The organism is Pedobacter miscanthi (genome assembly GCF_032678605.1).
GTDB classification, from domain to species: Bacteria; Bacteroidota; Bacteroidia; order Sphingobacteriales; family Sphingobacteriaceae; genus Pedobacter; species Pedobacter miscanthi_A.
Map to the genome: position 1 here is coordinate 269,343 of NZ_JAVTSU010000005.1, position 17,742 is coordinate 287,084.

General features: G+C 42.4%; 15 protein-coding genes. 4 read left to right on the plus strand and 11 right to left on the minus strand.

The window, feature by feature from the left end; translation table 11 throughout:
* The first annotated feature begins 83 nt into the window (after positions 1-83).
* Positions 84-206, plus strand: a complete 123-nt coding sequence (locus R2R28_RS09965) for a hypothetical protein (protein WP_316825531.1) — start codon at positions 84-86, stop codon at positions 204-206.
* A 465-nt stretch (positions 207-671) separates the two neighbouring features.
* Here the strand turns inward: R2R28_RS09965 and R2R28_RS09970 are convergent, their stop codons facing one another.
* The 8 genes from R2R28_RS09970 to R2R28_RS10005 form a co-directional block, all read right to left on the minus strand.
* Positions 672-1,679 carry an IS256 family transposase gene (locus R2R28_RS09970; protein ID WP_316825532.1) on the minus strand — a complete coding sequence of 336 codons (1,008 nt, stop codon included), beginning with the start codon at positions 1,677-1,679 and terminating at the stop codon, positions 672-674.
* 585 nt (positions 1,680-2,264) lie between these two features.
* On the minus strand, positions 2,265-3,569 hold the full coding sequence (locus tag R2R28_RS09975) for a hypothetical protein (protein ID WP_316825533.1): 1,305 nt from the start codon (positions 3,567-3,569) through the stop codon (positions 2,265-2,267).
* A 9-nt stretch (positions 3,570-3,578) separates the two neighbouring features.
* Positions 3,579-5,765, minus strand: coding sequence for a peptidase domain-containing ABC transporter (locus R2R28_RS09980; RefSeq protein ID WP_316825534.1), 2,187 nt, complete (start codon positions 5,763-5,765; stop codon positions 3,579-3,581).
* A 24-nt stretch (positions 5,766-5,789) separates the two neighbouring features.
* Positions 5,790-8,426: a hypothetical protein gene (locus R2R28_RS09985; RefSeq protein ID WP_316825535.1), complete on the minus strand. Its 2,637-nt coding sequence runs from the start codon at positions 8,424-8,426 to the stop codon at positions 5,790-5,792.
* Positions 8,423-9,298, minus strand: a complete 876-nt coding sequence (locus R2R28_RS09990) for a GLPGLI family protein (protein ID WP_316825536.1) — start codon at positions 9,296-9,298, stop codon at positions 8,423-8,425. The genes R2R28_RS09985 and R2R28_RS09990 overlap by 4 nt, the downstream gene beginning before the upstream one ends.
* Before the next feature lie 35 nt (positions 9,299-9,333).
* Positions 9,334-10,674 (minus strand): hypothetical protein, encoded by a 1,341-nt coding sequence (locus R2R28_RS09995; protein WP_316825537.1) that lies wholly within the window; start codon positions 10,672-10,674, stop codon positions 9,334-9,336.
* Positions 10,675-10,761: 87 nt separating this feature from the next.
* On the minus strand, positions 10,762-10,911 hold the full coding sequence (locus R2R28_RS10000) for a hypothetical protein (protein WP_316825538.1): 150 nt from the start codon (positions 10,909-10,911) through the stop codon (positions 10,762-10,764).
* 183 nt (positions 10,912-11,094) lie between these two features.
* Positions 11,095-12,732 carry a vitamin K epoxide reductase family protein gene (locus R2R28_RS10005; protein WP_316825539.1) on the minus strand — a complete coding sequence of 546 codons (1,638 nt, stop codon included), beginning with the start codon at positions 12,730-12,732 and terminating at the stop codon, positions 11,095-11,097.
* Between the two features lie 98 nt (positions 12,733-12,830).
* On the opposite strand from R2R28_RS10005, the gene R2R28_RS10010 reads away from it, so the two are divergent.
* From R2R28_RS10010 to R2R28_RS10020, 3 genes are all read left to right on the plus strand, one after another.
* Positions 12,831-12,974 carry a hypothetical protein gene (locus R2R28_RS10010; RefSeq protein ID WP_316825540.1) on the plus strand — a complete coding sequence of 48 codons (144 nt, stop codon included), beginning with the start codon at positions 12,831-12,833 and terminating at the stop codon, positions 12,972-12,974.
* Positions 12,975-13,214: 240 nt separating this feature from the next.
* On the plus strand, positions 13,215-13,907 hold the full coding sequence (locus R2R28_RS10015; RefSeq protein ID WP_316825541.1) for a class I SAM-dependent methyltransferase: 693 nt from the start codon (positions 13,215-13,217) through the stop codon (positions 13,905-13,907).
* 45 nt (positions 13,908-13,952) lie between these two features.
* On the plus strand, positions 13,953-15,053 hold the full coding sequence (locus tag R2R28_RS10020; RefSeq protein WP_316825542.1) for a carboxypeptidase-like regulatory domain-containing protein: 1,101 nt from the start codon (positions 13,953-13,955) through the stop codon (positions 15,051-15,053).
* Positions 15,054-15,068: 15 nt separating this feature from the next.
* On the opposite strand, the gene R2R28_RS10025 is transcribed toward R2R28_RS10020, so the two are convergent.
* From R2R28_RS10025 to R2R28_RS10035, 3 genes are read right to left on the minus strand one after another with little or no spacing between them, the layout of a single operon-like run.
* The gene (locus tag R2R28_RS10025; RefSeq protein WP_316825543.1) at positions 15,069-15,908 is read right to left on the minus strand and encodes an FkbM family methyltransferase; all 840 of its coding nucleotides are present in this window, start codon (positions 15,906-15,908) and stop codon (positions 15,069-15,071) included.
* Positions 15,909-15,919: 11 nt separating this feature from the next.
* On the minus strand, positions 15,920-16,582 hold the full coding sequence (locus R2R28_RS10030; RefSeq protein ID WP_316825544.1) for a glycosyltransferase family 32 protein: 663 nt from the start codon (positions 16,580-16,582) through the stop codon (positions 15,920-15,922).
* Between the two features lie 19 nt (positions 16,583-16,601).
* Positions 16,602-17,729 carry a hypothetical protein gene (locus tag R2R28_RS10035; RefSeq protein ID WP_316825545.1) on the minus strand — a complete coding sequence of 376 codons (1,128 nt, stop codon included), beginning with the start codon at positions 17,727-17,729 and terminating at the stop codon, positions 16,602-16,604.
* Positions 17,730-17,742: the final 13 nt, after the last annotated feature.

The window sequence follows — 17,742 nt, forward strand, 5'->3', positions numbered from 1 at the left end:
GGATCGGTAATTCCAATATGTGGATATTTTGCAGGTTATAGACCTTGATAGAATTTCTAAATCATTTGATTTTTTTTCTAATCATGTGCTCAAATAACCACTATAATGAACGTATCCTTAAATTACAGAAAGAAAGGATTGCAGAAATTATAGGGGAAATCAAGGTTAAAACTGAAGATGACAAATGGTGGGACTGGGAAGGGTAGGATTAGGATGTAGATCTTTTAACGAATGGTATGGTCATCGTTTTTAATCATTGTTAAAATTTTAAACAATAAAATTAAACAGACTTACTTTAACTAATTGACAACATTGGAAAAGTGTGAAATTTTTTCTTCACTCAAGTTCGAAATTCAAAATTCTATCTGTTCGGATTAGCGACTTTACAAGGCAGTTTGGGTTCAATCCTATGGGTGATATCTAATTAAGTTGAGTTAAGCGACTGCCTGAATTTAATGTCCCTTTATCAATTATTTTGAGGGGGCTTTTTGTCCCTAATTAGCTGGAAGTAAATAGTGATTTCTAAAAGCAAACAAGCGTTTAGCACTTGATAACATTTGGAAAAGGCATTATTATTTTCTTATGAAGAAAAGGGAAAGTCCAAAATAAGGTAAGCGCGGGGTATGTAAAATAAACTGTGTCAAATCTAAAGTAATGCTTCTCAAAAAAATCTAGTTCAAATCTAATATCATTCTATCAGGAAACCAAATGGCAAGTTTCTGTGCAGTTGTAGCCCAATTGCTCAGAGGCATAGTCCATTTTTCGCTGATGTTCTTTTGCGCCAGATAGATCAGTTTTAGCAATGCCATATCTGAGGTGAAGGCACCTTTCGTTTTGGTGACTTTCCTCACCTGTCGATGGAACCCCTCAATGGTATTTGTGGTGTAGATCAGTTTTCTGACTGCAGCATCGTATCGAAAATATGTGGTAAGTTTCGACCAGTTTCTTCGCCAGGATTCCAGCACCTTTTCGTATTTTTTGCCCCATTTCTCTTCAAGTTCCTCTAGCCTCAACTCTGCCAGCTCAAGCGTCTCCGCTTGGTAAACAGGCTTCAGATCTTTCATAAATGCTTTTTGATCCTTTGAAGCTACATATTTTAAGCTGTTGCGGATCTGGTGGACGATGCAGGTCTGTATCTCCGTTTGTGGGTAAACGGCGTTGATCGCCTGTGGAAATCCATTCAGGTTATCTATGCAAGCAATTAGAATATCTTTTACCCCACGGTTCTGCAAATCGGTAAGTACGCTCAGCCAAAAATTAGCACCCTCACTTTGTGATACATACATCCATAAAAGTTCTTTGTGCCCATGGCGATTTATCCCAAGAATATTGTACACCGCATGGGAAACCATACGATGGTCCTCTTTTACCTTGTAGTGCATGGCATCAAGCCAGACTACCGTATAAAGTTCTTCCAGTGGCCTGGATTGCCATTCCTTTACCTCGGGTATAATCTTATCGGTGATGGAAGATAGTGTTGAATGGCTGATATCTGTATCATAGATATCCTTTATATGCTTGGAAATATCACGTAGACTCATTCCTAGCCCATACATGCCAATGATCTTACCCTCAAGGCTCTCTGCCAGGATAGTTTCCCTTTTACGGATAATCTCAGGCTCAAAGGTGGAATTTCGGTCTCGGGGCGTCTGAACGGAAATTGTCCCAGCGGTGGACAAACCAATTTATTTGACCCCATTGCACCAATTTTTAATTTTTTAGAAGTTTATTTAAAGCTAGGATGTTATGATAAAATTATTTTTGGCGACATGGGGTCACTCGGCAACGGTTTATCCAGCTAAACAAAGAAAAGTTGAATATAGAGAACTTGGTAAAAATAGAATCAGCTTAATATAAGCAAAACACCTAAAATTCTATGGGAATCCAAATTGTAGATATTTTCCCAATAGCGGAGTTTCTACAAAACAAAAAGCTATTGATTCTACATTTTCAGCGCCCCTATAAATGGGCAGTTAAAAATGTAATCCAGTTATCGACCGCTTTAAAAATCAGCCATCTTATCGTATTGCTACGAAAGTTATCTTTCGGAACAAGGAAGGCGATTTTCTAGTAGATGGTAAGCATCGTACGATCAACTTTCTGCTGATCATCAAGGCATTGAGCCGGCTGCAACCCGAAACGGGAATGTCAGAGAAAATTATAGTACGGGTAAAGGAAATCGAGAGAAATACATTTAAGCCTTATTTATAGCTTGTCTGGTGAAAAATTGTCTTTCGTAAAATCGTTGGCTGTTTATGGTATTCTTATTTGTGCTCAGCCGGCATTAGTTTTTGCCAGATTTTGTTAAACAGCCGCTGTTCTTTGATGTAGATTAACGCATCTCCGTTCAGTCCGTTCTGGAAAGCAATTTTAACATTGTTACTTGTATTAAGCCCGTTCTTTAATTTAATGGATGCAAAGAAGCCGCTATCGGAAGCAATCGGAGAAATGAAGTCCAAATTTCCTTCGATATAGCCAAATTCCTGGAAAGGATATGCGTTAATCCTGATCTGTACATTCATCCCTTTTTGTATCCTTCCGAAATTGTTCTGGTTGAGATAGGTTTCGCCATAAACCACCTGGTTTTCGGGGATTACAAAAGCCACGGGATGAGAGGGATCGAGCAATTGGAATTTGAAAAGTGGCCGTGGAAATACCAGTATGCCGGATTCTGGCGCTTTTACCAGGTGATTGAGCATCCATAAATCAATCTCCCTTTTAAAATCGGTAAGTGCAGCCATCATCTTCTGGCGTGGCTCCCCGCTTTTCTGGTGCAGCATTTTAAGCTGTTTTCCGATATCGATTAATTCCTGTTGGCCCCTTATGCGGTTTATTTCTGCCTCTGGCAGGCTAAGTTGTGATTTTTGATAGGCAGTTTTTTCCTTAATCATTTCCGATTGGGCAAGGGTGCCCTTCAGATAAGCGCTCTGCGCCTGTTCGTATCTTTCTCTAGCCAGCAGCGTCTCTTCTTTTGCTACCTGTTCCTTACCGCGCAATAGCTTATTGTAGCGGTTTTGGAGCGTAAGGCTCTTATACAAAACATTTTCATCCTGTACCGCTAAACTTAGCCGGCCATCGAGTTTGGCAAGCAATTGCTGATAAGCAGGCTGCAGTTCGCCCAGGTCTCCGTGTTGGCCTAAAAGCGATTTAGCTTCACTGCCATTGGGTTTCGTAATCATGCGGCTTAGGCGATCATTTAGGGCCATTACAGAGTGGTAGTTGGCGGCACTCTCCATTACAGCAACCAGGTCTCCTTTGTGTACCTTATTACCACTTTCAAAAAAAATAGTGCTGACCTGGCCAACAGTGTTAACGCTCAACGGTTTTGGTGAATTTGGCAGTATCAGTTTAACCCTCGTTTCTACTGTTTCCGGAAACCTGATAAACCAGGCCATTGCAAAACACAGCAAAACGGTTAATATGAGTACCGGAACAATCAGTCTCTCCAGTGCATCGGGTTTATGGCTGATTACTTCCTGTGCTGCTGCAGAACGTTGGGTTATCCGTGCCGATAACCTTTTTTCGGTCAGGATTTCTTTTTCGTTGTCTATATTAAAATCTTCATTCATGGCTTAAAATCAATTACCGAGTTCGAGCTGGTTTTTAACAAGGTGATGGTATTCTCCGCGTTTTTGGATCAATTCATCATGGGTGCCTTCTTCAGCTACCCTGCCGTTGGCCAGTACCACAATCTTATCTGCATTTTTTACGGTACTAAGCCGGTGCGCAATAACAACAACAGTACGGCCCTGGTAAAACTTCTCGAGGTTGGCCACAATCTCTCTTTCGTTGTTGGCATCCAGGGCATTGGTAGCCTCATCAAAAAACAGGTAATCTGGCTGTTTGTATATGGCACGGGCAATGAGCAAACGCTGGCGCTGGCCTTGACTTATGCCGACACCTTCTGCACCAAGTTTGGTATTATAGCCATTGGGCAATGTTTCTATGAAGGGTAAGATGTTGGCAAGCCTGCAGCTATCGGTCAGTTTTTCGTAATTAATTGTTTCATCGCCAACGGCAATATTGCGCGCCACCGTATCGTTAAAAATAAAGCCGTCCTGCAGCACTGCACCCGATTTTCTGCGCCAGAAAGACGGGCTAAATTGTCTGTAATTCTGCTCGCCGATCCTGATGTTGCCCTCATAGCCCTTATATATTTTTAGCAATATTTTCAGTAAAGTAGTTTTGCCACTGCCACTGGTACCAACAATTGCCGTTACCTTGCCATAAGGTATGGCCAATGTGATATCGCGTAGCACTGGCTCGTATCCTACACCCGGATAAGTGAAATTCAGTTTATCGATCGTAATGCCCTTATCGGCCGGAAGTTTATTGAAAAAAGTCTGGTCTTGTGGCTCTTCGTCCTCGATCTCGTAAATTTCATTCAGACGTTCCAAACTTATTTTCGCATCCTGAAAAGTTTGTGATAGGTTGATAAAATCGTAAACGGGTTGGTGCAGCTGGCCTATGATATACTGCACAGCAAGCATGGTACCAAAGGTTAACTGCCCGTCTACCACGAGTTTTGCCACAATAAAACTGATAAGGATATCCTTTGTTTTATTGATCATCAGTGCACCTGCCGATTGCCATTGCTCGTAATTGAGGCCTTTGAGGTTAAGTTTGAAAAGTTTGGCCTGTACATCCTCCCATTCCCATTTTCTGAGGTGTTCGGCATTATTGAGCCTGATTTCCTGCATGCCCTGGACCAGTTGTAGGGTTACATTGTTCTCCTTTGCTGAAATGCCGAAGCTTTCGTAGTTCATTTTTCGCCTTACACCCAAAAACAATTGTATCCAGCCAAAATAGATCAGGTTGCCTATGCAGAAAACAATGAATATTTTAACGCTGTAGAAAATCAAAATTATTGCATATACCAGAAAATTGATCACAGAAAACACAGTGCCAAATGCCTGTCCGGTAATAAACGATTGCAGCCTATGGTTGTCGCCGATGCGCTGGAGTGTATCACCGGTATGCCGGGTATCAAAATACGAAACCGGTACACGGATAAGCTTGCTCCAAAAATCGGAGAGTACCGACATATTGATGATGCTGGATACTTTCATCTGCAGGCGGCTCCTGATAAAATCGATAAGGGTGTTACTCAATGTGAGCATAAGCTGTGCAATGAGTATCAGGTTGATGAATGAAAGGTTACGGGCGGTAACACCCTTATCAACCATCGATTGGGTAAGGAAAGGGAAAATAAATTGAAGTACCGAGCTGACCAGCAGCGAAAGCATAATCTGCGATAGCCTCCATTTATTGGGTTTCAGGTACTGGGTTATGATGCCCCAGTTAAGGCGTCTTTGCTGATCGCCCTCGTTTTCGAAAAATACGGCGCTCGGCTCTAATAATAGTGCCGTACCCACTTTGCCAAGGTCCTCAAGCTCGTTAGAAAACCAGCAATCGCCAAATTCTTTCCGGTTAAAGGTTAATGCACCGCTTTCGGGATCGGTTATCCAAACCTTTTTTTTATTTATGGCGGTTAACACCACAAAATGGTTTTGTTGCCAATGCAGGATAGCAGGCAGGGGCACTGTTTCTAATTTATCGTAGCTAATCTGTACGCCCCTGGTTCGGAAACCCATTTTTTCGGCAGTTTCGCTAATGCCCAGTAGCGAAACGCCTTCTTTGTTATAACCTGCCTTCTCCCTAATGCTATCGATATTATAGTGTACCCCATAATATTTACTGATCATTCTTAAGCATGTCGGACCACAGTCCATTGCATTAAGCTGTTTGTAGAAGGGCAATGTCATATCGGAGAATGTTGTAACTGTAAATTAAAATAATTTGAATCTGGCCTTTACCATTACCTGTGCAGGCCTCAGATCGAAAAGTGCATAATAGTTTCCAAATGCTGTATTGTTGGAAATGAGGTATTGCTTCAGGTTAAATATGTTGTTGTACTCAAGTTTCAGTTCTATTTTCTTCTGCTTGTACTTTATGGCCAGGTCGGTAAAGCTTGTAGCCTTTTGGGTGCCATTAAAGGCGCTGTTTTGGGCATAACTGCAGGCTACGTTAATGGTAATACCTTTAAGCGGGAAAAAGTTTACCTTAATGCCCTGCAACAGGCCCTTAACGGGAGCGGCATCGGGGATGTCGCCAGAAAAATAGCTCCTGTTCTCGCTGTATGAAATTGTGTAATTGATTATGGACCAGTCTGTTGGTTTAAGGTCTATGCCCGCACTTGCACCTAGGCCGGTACTCCTGATATTTACCTTGGTATCCTGCAAAACCTGCTCACCCTCGTTTGTACTCTGGTTGATTCCCAATGTGATCCGCTGGATAAAGGTATCGGTAAATCCCTTGTCAATATTGCCTTGAAAGCCGTATGAGGTACTTTCGTTAGGTATGGCATAACTTTTTTGAATGGCCAATATGCCCATATAGTTGCTCCCATAAGTTAGATCGACGGTATTCTTTGATAAGTTTGATCCAGCAGTTATGTATAAGGAGGTGATCGGGTTTTTGTAGCTTATGCTGGCCGAAACCGTTTGGGAATTGAATTGCGGCAGTTGTACAGCGTTCCTGATCAAACTCCTGTAACTTTGCATGATGTAGCCGGTATAACCGTTTTCCATGCCAGCTATGTAACTATAATATCCTCCGTTGGCGCTCAGCCCCCAAAAGTTGCTGATCTTATACTGAAGGCTTACTGATGGCAGAAAGAAGAAATAACCATTTGTTTTTCGGTCGACATACTTATTGTTGATCTGCCTGTAAAAATAACTCAGCGGAAGCTGTACATTGATTTTTAGTTTTTTTGACAGGTAACTGTAATCGGGCTGCAGGAAAAAATATTGGCTTTTCCATAAAGTGTTGTTCGATAACGAGTCGGCACCATTAATAAAGCGGCCGTTTGGAAGCGAGGCATAAAGCCCAGATATTAGTTTCTGGACATCGATGTTATAGCCAAAAGTATAATTTTGCCTGAATGCTCCGCTTTTTATGGCAACCGCCATTTTAGAATAAGAGGCAAAATAATTCTGGAAAAGGTCCTGTACCATGCCGTCTATCCCTGCCTGTGGAAATAAAGCTGTGTATACCAGCGGACTGATGCTAAGCGATTGGCTGTTCCTGCTGTAACCATTGTAAGAAAAGAATTTGTAGCTGATATTCTTGATGTTTCTTACCAGTTCGAAGTTATTGCTCAGCTTAAAAAGATGCTGTTCGAGGTATTGTGCCAGCGTATCGCCATTGATAATCGAACCATCAACAGTGCTTAACTGGCCATAAAATTTTAGCGAATTGTCAAGATAAAGGGTTTCCGTATTACGGTTAAAATTAACCTGGGCATTAAGCTGACTGAGCTTTTCTGTAGCGTGTATATTTTCTGAAATATCTAGCACCTGTTGTCCCGGTAAAAAATTACTGGTTTGCGAATAGCTGCTGCGTATGCGTCTGTCATTCCTGAAGCTAATATTGGCTACAATTTTTTCATCTTTTTTCAGGCTCCAGAGGTTGCTCAGCGATAGGGCATGGTCGCTGTTGTCTAAATAGCGGTTACCGGCTATTCCCGGATCGATGGGCGACTGGGCATACAGCGAAACGGGGTACGCCATATTTGCATCACCACCATATAGGCTTCTAGAGTCGGCAGCTGCATCATTTCCTGTATTGTTGCCTTTGTAGGTAAATATGCTTTGCCTTTTTTTACTGAAATACATGCCAAAGAGTTCATTCTGCCACAATAGGGGGGCAGCACCAATTCCTATTTCGGTATTGGCAATCAGTATATTTTTTGCAGAATCTGTAAGTTTGAGGTTGAGTGCGGCCTGGTCGGTAAACTCAGCCCCGGCCAGGGCCTTAACGGGTTGATGGTTTTCGAGCACCTGTACCGATTTTACATCCTTGGCTTCGATATTGTTGGTAGCCAGGCCATAACGGCCCTGTAATAGGTCCTGGTTTTCGATGTAAAAACGGTTGATAGGTAAATTATTGTAGGTTATAGATCCATCACTGGCCACTTTTATGCCGGGTATCTTTTTAAGCACATCACCTATGGTCCTGTCGTTTTTATCCGAAAAGCCACTGGTAAGAATATTGATCGTGTCGCCTATTTTACTTGCCCGTGGTGGTTTAACTTTAATCTCTTTTAGCACAATTGTGCCCGGATTGAGCTGAAAATCCAGTTTTTGGGCAATATTTTGTTTAGTGGCGAGTATCCGCTCGAAATTTAGTGCGGTAACTGTAATGGTTATGCTATCGGCATTACTTTTATAGGTTATTTTATAGCTGCCATTGGCCTGTGTGGTACCGTAGGCAATAACCTGGCTGCTGCCTTTTTCCCTTAACGAAATGTTTACGCCCTGTACCGGCTTTTGGTCGTTTTTGCCCATAGCCACGCCAGAAAGTTCCTGGGCTGAGGCACAGAAAACGGATAAACATATTAATAAAAGCAGCTTTAGTTCTTTCATTGCATTTCGATATCAGTATTGGCTGATCTGCGCTTATCAACCGTAATCTTTAATGCCCCGCCGTTAAAAGAGGCCTGGTAGGATGATGCTCGGTTTTTAAGCAGTTTGATAAAGTCATCACGATTACACTTGATCGCATCACTGTCATCAAGATGCATCGCATAGGAGGGCGCTACCTGTTTGATGCCGATGAGCTGAAAGGAAAAAATACTTTCACTATCCTCAACCTTAAGGATCAGGCCTGGTAAACCATAAAATTTCCACGGACCATCGTTTACCGGTATTTCGGTACTGAACCATGCCGTATAGGTGCGGCCCCTGAAGCGGAGTTTTGCCGATTGACAATTATAGCCCAATAGGGTATCGAGCTTATCGCTAACCTCCCAATCAAGCTGGCCGATGTGATCGGTATAACTATAAGTTGTTCGTAGGATAGGGTTAATGTAATCCAGTATCTGTAGCGATCCCTTTGTCCTGTTTTTGAAGATCTGGTAACTTTCGCCCTGATTGGTTTTCGGTATGCTTTGCTTTTCGCTGCCGTTTCCTTCTTTCTCGTTATCTACATCCAATACGGTTACTGATTTGATTTCTGCCTCATCCTGAGGAATTACCGATGATAGGATGGAATCTCTCATTAATCTTTTCGGATCAAAAAACCTGGAAAAATCTTTCCCGATCTCCAGCTGCATGGTATCCGTACGGTAAGTTTTATGCGTAAGGGGATCGTTTTTCGAAAACAGGTAATAGCATTTAACCTGTACCGAATCGATGACCTTCAATTTGCTTTTTTGCTGTGCTTTAACAAGGCTTACGCTGAACAACAGTAAGGTCGAGATTAAAGCAAATCGGGAGGTTTTTATTTTCCTATTCATGGTGACATTTTTTAGGTAATCAGTATACTTTATATTTAAGCGACTTTTTCGGTTTTTAACCTAAATTTCCGGTAAGCCCTTTGTATAGTTTGCAACCTGCTGATGCTGTTGTTAAAAAGCCTGTCGATTAAATCTTTGTCCTGGTGGTGCATGGGGGTAACATCAGAATAGCCAAAGTTTTTTTGTGTGGATACGAAAGGGAAAAGCACCATTTTATTACTGGTCATCTGCGAATAGGCAATATCAGCGATAATTTCCTCGTCGAAAGGTTCTGAAAGTATTTTCTTGAACATTTTTTTGAAAATTACCACAAACTGGGTAGACAGGCAATGGTTTACCCAATACCTGTTTTCGGTAAGGGGAAGGGCAAAGCCAAACTGACCGGTGCCGCCCGACAGGTAATAGGCGCCATCCCTATGTGCGTGCAGGATGTTGCTTAATAAATAGTCGGGACTGTAATGATCGGTAAACTGGTGGTCATCTTCGCATATAATGATCACATCATCATCGTTATCAATTGCCATTTGGATCACCCTACGGATGCTCATCCACAGGCCAAGTGCGCCTACCTGATGTTCAGTTGCTTCTACAATGGTAAGGTCGAATTCAGGTTTCCCCTCAAATTCCGCTTTAATGTGTGCAAGGCGCTCGCTGCGCCCGGGCAGGTTAATGGCGTAGGTTGGAATGCATATTGTGCTTAAATCGGCCTGGGCAACATAATCCGGGCCTGCCACTTGATGTTTACTATAAAACGAATCCACATCCTGTATGGTCTTAAAACCCCTGCTTGCCCATTTAAATAGATTTTTTACCCTTCCTATTTCATTATTGAGGTCGGTAGCATCCGAATAGCCAAATTCTTTCTGTACCGATAAAAACGGGAAAACGGCCATTTTATGGATGGTAAGTTCGCTCATGCGTGCATCGGCGGGCGCTTCGCTCTCATCGTTATTAGTGAGCATTAAATGGTAAAATTTTTTAAAAACAACAAAAAACTGCGTGCCCGAAAAATCTTCCAGCCAAAACAGTCCGTCTCTTAAGGGGATACTGTTCGAAAACCAGCTCACACTTCCGAAAAGTAAATCTGCCCCATGCAATACTGCATTTGATATGGCATTTATCAGTATTTCTTTTGTATAGTTATTGGTAAACTTATGGTCGTCTTCGCAAATGATTACATAATCAAGATCATTGCCCAATGCCGATTCAATTATTGAACGCATGGTTTTCCATAGCCCTAAGGCACCGCATTTGCTCTGTTGTGCAGATACGATGTTTACATCAAATTCAGGTTTGTTCCTAAATTCCCTAAGTACCGAGCGTTTTCGGTCAGTGCGTTTATCCAGGTTAATAACAAATGTTGGGATGGCGTTCATGTCAGGTATGTTAAGGTGATGACAGGTAGTTAGCTGTGTAAAGATATTGGGCCTGCATTCTTGCAGTGCCCAATATGATTTAACCTTTTACACCACAGCGTGTAAGGCATCCTGCACTACTGTAGCAGCCAACATATTCGTTGCCACATGTGCAAGGTGCAGTTCCTGTAGGGCAGGGAGCGCTACCGGTTGCTGAACCTGTTGTACTGCCGCTGCCGAATCCTCCCCCAAGCACATTTTTAAGTTGTTTTCTTGTTAACACTTCCATGTTTCCGAGTTGAAGTGCTTTTAATTTTAGTTTTTTCATTAATTTAATAAATCAAGGTTAGAAATGCTTCCATAAATGAGCCCGGAAGATCTGGCTTTCCCGATACACTGCAGTTTTTGCAATGCTAGCCTGCTCGGTATTTCTCTCTTCGGCTATGTGGAGAGAAAGTATTTTAAATCCGATACGGTGTACATATCGGGTAACTGGTTTCCGTTGATAAATAAAGTTGGGGTAAAACTGATCTGGTTGTGATGGCACCATTGGCTCATGGCCTCAATTTTTTGATGTTGCCTGTCCAGGGGCTCCAGTACCGGCATCTTTTGTGCAAAATTTTCGTAATCTGCAGCGCCAATGGTATACCAGTTGTGGATTGCATCGCTGATCTGTTGTTCGTTTCCGGTTTCCGATATGGCCAGCAATTGAGATACGGGTAACCTGCCCTTGTCTGATTCATGGCTGGAGGTGGTAAATATGATCTGCAACTGTATTTGGTTGTTATTGGCAAGTAGTTGCGCCAGGGGTTTGTGTGCATCAGCACACGGGCCGCAATAGGGGTTACATACTTTAATAATCTTGATTTTTCCGTCTGGATTTCCTAAATAAATCCCAAAATTTTCTTTCTGGGCGTTAACCTGTTTCTGCCTCATCAATAAGGCTTCAAATATCTGAGGGTCGTGTTTCAACCGCTGAAGTTCGATGGCACGGTTGCGGCCCTGTTGCGCGTGGGAGATGAAAGGAATGATAAAGGAGACTAAAAACAGGGGCAATAGGTAACTTATGGCTACCGTTAAGAGCAACGCAGGACCGATATGGGGTACGGAAGAAAGGTTAGCGGTGCCTAAAAAGCCTATTATCGCATGAATGGTAAGTATTAGCAGAGTGTAGAGGCAGAGCGTACACCATTTTTTAAGCATAAGGGCCTGTAAGCTTAGCGAGTATATTATAAACGGCGAGGCAGCGATAGCCCCCCAAAAAACCAGTGTGGGTATGCCGGGTGTACCGCTAGCTGTTAACAGCATGATGAGGTTTCCGAAAAAATAGCTAAAGCCGATTGTGCTCCAGCTGATTCCGAATATTTTTGCCCTGGACGATGAAAGCACTTCACTACAGCTTCCGTTATTGCCTGTAGCAGCACATACTTTCTTTAATAACATATTCGATGAATCGACCTCGTGCCACAGTAAAAGAAAACAAATAAACAGGCCCGACAAGGAACTTATTGCAGACAGTGATACCCAAATGCCAGGAATTCCAATGGTAAAAATATTAACTGCCACGAAGACCAATACCGCTAAGGGGATAAATAAACCCGCAGTATATTTTAACAGTCTGCTAAGTTTTTCTTTTTTACGGGCATCGCCATAGGCAGGCTCACCAGCTTGTTCATCAGGCTCTACCGCGAGTACGATCCCAGTAAAGCTTTCCATAAAATCAGCTGTATCTGCTTTGTGCCATAGCCTTTGCTGGTAATCATAAAAAACCACACTATCGTGTTCAATGCTTTTAACTACGCTAAAACGGGTATGGCCGTTATCAACCTGCTGTACCAATAGGGGTAAAGGCAATGTTTCAAGGTCGTGCGGTTTAATGCGCAACGAGAGGCTGGCAATTCCAAACTGCTCAAAAACATCGTTCACGCTCAGCATGCTTGGGAAATCGGGATGTAACAGCAGGCTTTCGGTTAAGGTAGATTTTGTTATGTTAAGGCCCAGTAAGTTAATGACCAGCCAGGCTGCCTCTACACAGTCTGACTCCGGAAAAATGAGTTGCCTCAAGGTTCGTAATAGCATTTTGTATGTTTTTCGAAAAAAAAAGGTAATAGGATTCCACTAATAGTCTTTTTATTGACTATTAAAACGTTTTACTTTAAATCTTAAAAAAAGGGCTAATGCCTGAAAAAGTAAATTTTAAGGTTATTGTCGTAACAGGAGGACTGAGGGAGGAAGAGGTTGTTGATTACTATCATAGCGTTAATGTAAATGATTACTATATTGTTCGGGTTAAAACGATTTTTGTTAAAACGTTTTACTAAATGCGATTAGACAGATCACATCTTGCGGAAACAATATAATTTAAATTTAATATTTGGTTATCTAACTCTAAGCTAACAGATAAGATCGAACATTGCAAATGTTTTTAAAAATTAATGTTGTTTTTTTTTCTACTCACTGCCAAATGCACTATATTCAGTTCAATTTTAACCAGATTTATCAAATTAACACTTAAGCAGGTTGCTCCTTTCACGGGTTTAAACTGTTTCAATTTTATATTTATGAGGACCAAAAAGAAAAAATCTCCGCATTTGCCGGGTTACAATTCATCTATTTTTACCGAAATTTATACCAAAAACCTCTGGGGTGGGGCTAAGGGCGAATTTTACTCGGGTTCTGGCTCTTATAATGCTCACATTGAGGGTTATATCGAGTGTATCGCCAATTTTATCATCCAAAATAATGTTAACCAGATTGTAGAAATTGGCTGCGGCGATTTTAACGTGAGCAGCAAGATGTTAAATGTACTGGATGCCAACGCAAAAGATTATAGTTATATCGGCTACGACGTTGTAAAACCACTTATTGCACATAACAAAAAACTGTTTGCCACTGACCGTACCGATTTTAGGTTAAAAGATGCCGTTAACGGAAAAATACAGGGTGGAGATCTTTTGATCATCAGGCAGGTATTGCAGCACCTGGATAATAAATCTATCGCAAAAATTACAGAGAAATTTTCAAACTATAAATATGTTATCGTAACCGAACATCAGATTTCGGAGGTATATGGGGATAAAGTTATACCGAATTTAGATAAGGGAACCGATGCCTATAACCGTGTGGTGCTATTTTCTGGGGTATATCTGGATAAGCCGCCATTTAACTGCCGGGTTGAAAAAAATATCTACAGTTTTTATGAAGCCCAGGTGGGTTTGGATGCAAATGTTAATACGCTACTGATTTCTATCTAAAGGCATATGGGAGCTTCTGAATGCCGCTTTTTTAAGGGGCAATGCATGGTATGGCTATTTGTAATGTTATTGATGTTCATTGCAGGTAACACAGTTGCGCAGGAAACCGGCGTTATCGAAGGGAGATTAGTGAATAAAGATGGCCGGCCCCTTGAGGCTGCTACCGTGTTTATAGCAGGCATGACCAAAAAAACGCTTTCGGATAGCGATGGAAAATTTAATCTGGGCAGGTTTGTTGCTGGTACCTATCAATTGTCGGTATCAATGCTGGGTTACGAAAAACTGAAATACGATGTACTGATTACGGATGGGACGGTTTTTTTAAACCTTAAGCTTAATCCACAGGATATCCTTTTAAACGAGGTAGCGATTTTTGCAAACAGTACTCAACGGAAAAAAAACCTTGAACTGTTTAAAAAAGCTTTTTTGGGCAGTTCGGGTAATGTGGGGAAGTGCAGAATATTAAACCCGGAAGTATTAAGCTTAAAAATGGACAGGGAAAGGGGGCTGCTTACGGCAGACTGCGACGATTTTCTGATCATTGAAAACATGGCTCTTGGTTATAAGGTAAGCTACCTGCTCAACAGTTTTAGTTACGATACCAAAAAGGATATTGCCCTTTACAACGGAGACATCGTTTTTGAGGAACTTTCAGGTATTGCAGGACAGCTTAAAATATGGAAACAGGCACGGCTAAAAACCTACCGGGGCTCCCTGATGCATTTTTTTAGGTCGGTGTACCGCAAAGAGGCCGCCGCCGAGGGTTTCGAGATTCATCAGGCCTTTGAAGATGTCCCCAAATTTAGCGGATGGGGCTTTGGCAAGTATGTTGTAGAAATTGATCGGCAGCAGCTTGAACTTGAAGAAAAAAATGCCCCCCACCCGCAGGGGCTTCTACCCCTGCATTTTGTTAAAATACTGGTACGCTTTTACAGTGAAGGTTTAAACCAAAAAGCCCGTATGATACAGCCAACCGGTCGCGAAGAAACCATCGTTGGCGAGGGCTCATCAGTTATTTACCTGCTTAAAAAAGGGCTGAAAATTGATGCCAAAGGGGATTTCTCTGACCATCAGAGCCTGTTTATTCATGGTGCATTTGCCCGGCAGCGGCTTGCCGACCAGCTGCCCTACGAATATATGCCATGAACTCGGTTTTAAGGCTTATTCTTTCATGAAAATAAGTCCCTCATCCGAAATCTGGTTTTCGAACATATATGTAAGTGTTTCCAATATCTGTGCTTTGTTAACCAGGATTTTGCTTGAGGGTACAAGCATACTATCAAATGAGGCCAATGGTTCGTAAAATTGTGCAATGCTTACCCCGCCAACATACTGAAGGTGGTGTGGCAGAAACTCGATCATAATGCATTTAGCCCTATCAAGCAGATTGGGCATTCCTTTTAAGGCGAAATATTCCGAACCCTCAATATCCATCACAATCATCCCGAATGTATGTGCGGGAAATTCATCGTCGAGCCTGCGGGCAACCACCTTTACTTTTTCGGGATCATCGTAATAGTACATATCCATGGCCACCAAAGGTTTACGCTTGCTGCCACCCGAATTTTGGCGGTTTGCCAGAAATTCGATTTCTCCGGGTTGATCCTGTGCTGCAAACTGGTGCGCATGGCAGTTGGTACAGCCATTGAGCAGTATATTTTTTGCCAGCAGGGAATAGGTATTTGGATTGGCCTCAATGGCATGAACGGTTTTACATATTTTGGAAAGTGGAATGGCCAGCGTTCCGATGTGTGCCCCTACCACCAGCACATCATCTTCAGGTTCGAGAAATTCGGCCAAAAGCGAAACCTGCTCGGCAGAATTTTCGCCCTTTAAGCGAAGCTCTTTACCGATCACGTTATCCATCGGATCGACCAGGTACGACAGGCCATCGCTACAGGTTGCCAGTATAGCCCTGCTAAAAGGTTCGTTTTCCAGGTTTGGCAGGTTTTGTGGATTTTTTGCTCCTGTTTTTTTAGGGCTTGTTGGTTTTGTTGTCATGCATTTTGCGGTTAATCTATAAATAGGTTCTGGTGTTCACCGGCTATCCAGGAGTGCCCCCAAAAGTGGATCATCAGCTTGTTTCTGCCATATACAGAAGCCTGTCTGATTTCCGAATAGTCATATTCAAAAATATCTTTAACATCTATGACGGTCTGTTGGGTGATGCGGTAACGCTGGTAGGCGGTTTTCATACGGTATGGGCCCGAGTACTGCGGGGTTTCCATCAGTTCGCGCTCGCCCCTTTCGTAGGTATGTATTATGTCGTGAACGAGGTGGAGAAGGTAAGCTTCGCCCGTGGGAGCTGCAAAATGCTCAGAAGCAAGGGTAAGGTTTTTCTTATCGATCAACAAATAACCTGTACGGTTGGATGAGGCAAGCGATAAAAAGCCTAAGCTGTTAAAAAGCAGGATATCCCAATCTACATAATAGCCGCCAAATCGGTGGATAATGAGGTAACGGGCAATGTCTGATGCTTCTGCATGGTTTCTGGCATTGATAAAGGCATCGAGGGCAAAAGCATAATTTTCACCGATAAACAGGGCCAGGCTTTCATCATTCCATATCCTTATTTCAAAGCCCTCTTCAGTAAGGGCTGCCCATGATGCCAAGCATCTTTTAATCAGAGCGGATGGTGCCGGCCCAACAATCTGGTGGATTATTTTTGGTGTCATGATCGGTTTTTATAGATATCTAAAGGTAATTGGTTATCCAGGTAGGGAGTTCGAAGCCAAACAGCGACTGCAGGCGTTTATCGTTTTTCTGAGCGGCCATTAATACTAGTCCAATGCCCGGCAAGCCCACGATGCCGTTCCCGTAACCCGGTGTCAACCCGCAGATATTTGATGTATTTTTTTTAAGTGCTATTATTATATTAGCTGCGCAGCGGTCTCGGGCGCTTAAAGCCTCTCTGCTAAAGCTGTGATGTGAACCTTCCAGCATGAAGTACATTTTGAGCTGTTCTGCTAAGTTTAAAGTTTCTGATTGACCGTTTTTGTCGAAATTCAAAGCCAAGTTGATTATAGGGAGCAGGGTAGCGGCCACTTGCGTTTCCGATATTAAAGGCCATAAGCTGCTGTTTGTGTAAACCAGGTTATCACTACCGGTGTATTTTAACTGATAGGTATCGTAGCCTGTTTGGTCCTGATGGTTATACTGCCTTTCTGCACTGTTTGCCAAGAGTGCTATGTATCCCGAAATAAGGGAGGTACAGGTAATTGTTTCGATTTTGTAGTCCCGGCACCTGGCCAAAAACTCAATAATTCCCATGTTGCCATGGCTATAGCCCATATCCAATATAAAACGGTAATCTTCTGATGAAAATGTTGGCCATCCTGTACCATTTTCAACCGTTTGTACTTTCATTTTAAGCAGTTGAATAGTCTTTTGGATTGCCGTTATATTTTTTCTTTTCAGCCAGTAATGTCCTATAGCGGTAAGGCCATTATCATGCGTAAATTTTTCCTGGGCAGCAAGGTAATCGGAAGCAACAGACAGGTAATTGTCCGTGAAATCCAAAAAAAAGGTTTCTGTAGCCGGGATAACTTCCCGATCCTGGAGCGACTGGAAAAGCCACGCTGATGAGATTACATTTCTGATATTTTGAGGGGTAAAATCAACGGTCTTAGCGGCACGCTCCACCATTTCATCCATCAGTTGCTGACATACTATAGCAAGCTTATCATCGTCCGACTGTTCGTAAAAGGCCAGCAAAAAAAGCAATGGTGCAGTTATTCCCCTGTCATTTGGGAGGTCTCTATCATTTAGGTATTCCAAAATGTTGGTGCACAGCTGTTTTAGTAGTTTATCGATATTGTTCATCTGTAGTGCAGTA

Bases quoted from the DNA above. Each gene is read 5' to 3' on its own strand.
- R2R28_RS10025 (WP_316825543.1), bottom strand. From the start codon at position 15,908: ATGACAACAAAACCAACAAGCCCTAAAAAAACAGGAGCAAAAAATCCA.
- R2R28_RS10000 (WP_316825538.1), bottom strand. From the start codon at position 10,911: ATGTGCTTGGGGGAGGATTCGGCAGCGGCAGTACAACAGGTTCAGCAA.
- R2R28_RS10020 (WP_316825542.1), top strand. From the start codon at position 13,953: ATGGTATGGCTATTTGTAATGTTATTGATGTTCATTGCAGGTAACACA.
- R2R28_RS10015 (WP_316825541.1), top strand. From the start codon at position 13,215: ATGAGGACCAAAAAGAAAAAATCTCCGCATTTGCCGGGTTACAATTCA.
- R2R28_RS10035 (WP_316825545.1), bottom strand. From the start codon at position 17,729: ATGAACAATATCGATAAACTACTAAAACAGCTGTGCACCAACATTTTG.
- R2R28_RS09980 (WP_316825534.1), bottom strand. From the start codon at position 5,765: ATGACATTGCCCTTCTACAAACAGCTTAATGCAATGGACTGTGGTCCG.
- R2R28_RS09985 (WP_316825535.1), bottom strand. From the start codon at position 8,426: ATGAAAGAACTAAAGCTGCTTTTATTAATATGTTTATCCGTTTTCTGT.
- R2R28_RS10005 (WP_316825539.1), bottom strand. From the start codon at position 12,732: ATGCTATTACGAACCTTGAGGCAACTCATTTTTCCGGAGTCAGACTGT.
- R2R28_RS10030 (WP_316825544.1), bottom strand. From the start codon at position 16,582: ATGACACCAAAAATAATCCACCAGATTGTTGGGCCGGCACCATCCGCT.
- R2R28_RS10010 (WP_316825540.1), top strand. From the start codon at position 12,831: ATGCCTGAAAAAGTAAATTTTAAGGTTATTGTCGTAACAGGAGGACTG.
- R2R28_RS09990 (WP_316825536.1), bottom strand. From the start codon at position 9,298: ATGAATAGGAAAATAAAAACCTCCCGATTTGCTTTAATCTCGACCTTA.
- R2R28_RS09965 (WP_316825531.1), top strand. From the start codon at position 84: ATGTGCTCAAATAACCACTATAATGAACGTATCCTTAAATTACAGAAA.
- R2R28_RS09995 (WP_316825537.1), bottom strand. From the start codon at position 10,674: ATGAACGCCATCCCAACATTTGTTATTAACCTGGATAAACGCACTGAC.
- R2R28_RS09975 (WP_316825533.1), bottom strand. From the start codon at position 3,569: ATGAATGAAGATTTTAATATAGACAACGAAAAAGAAATCCTGACCGAA.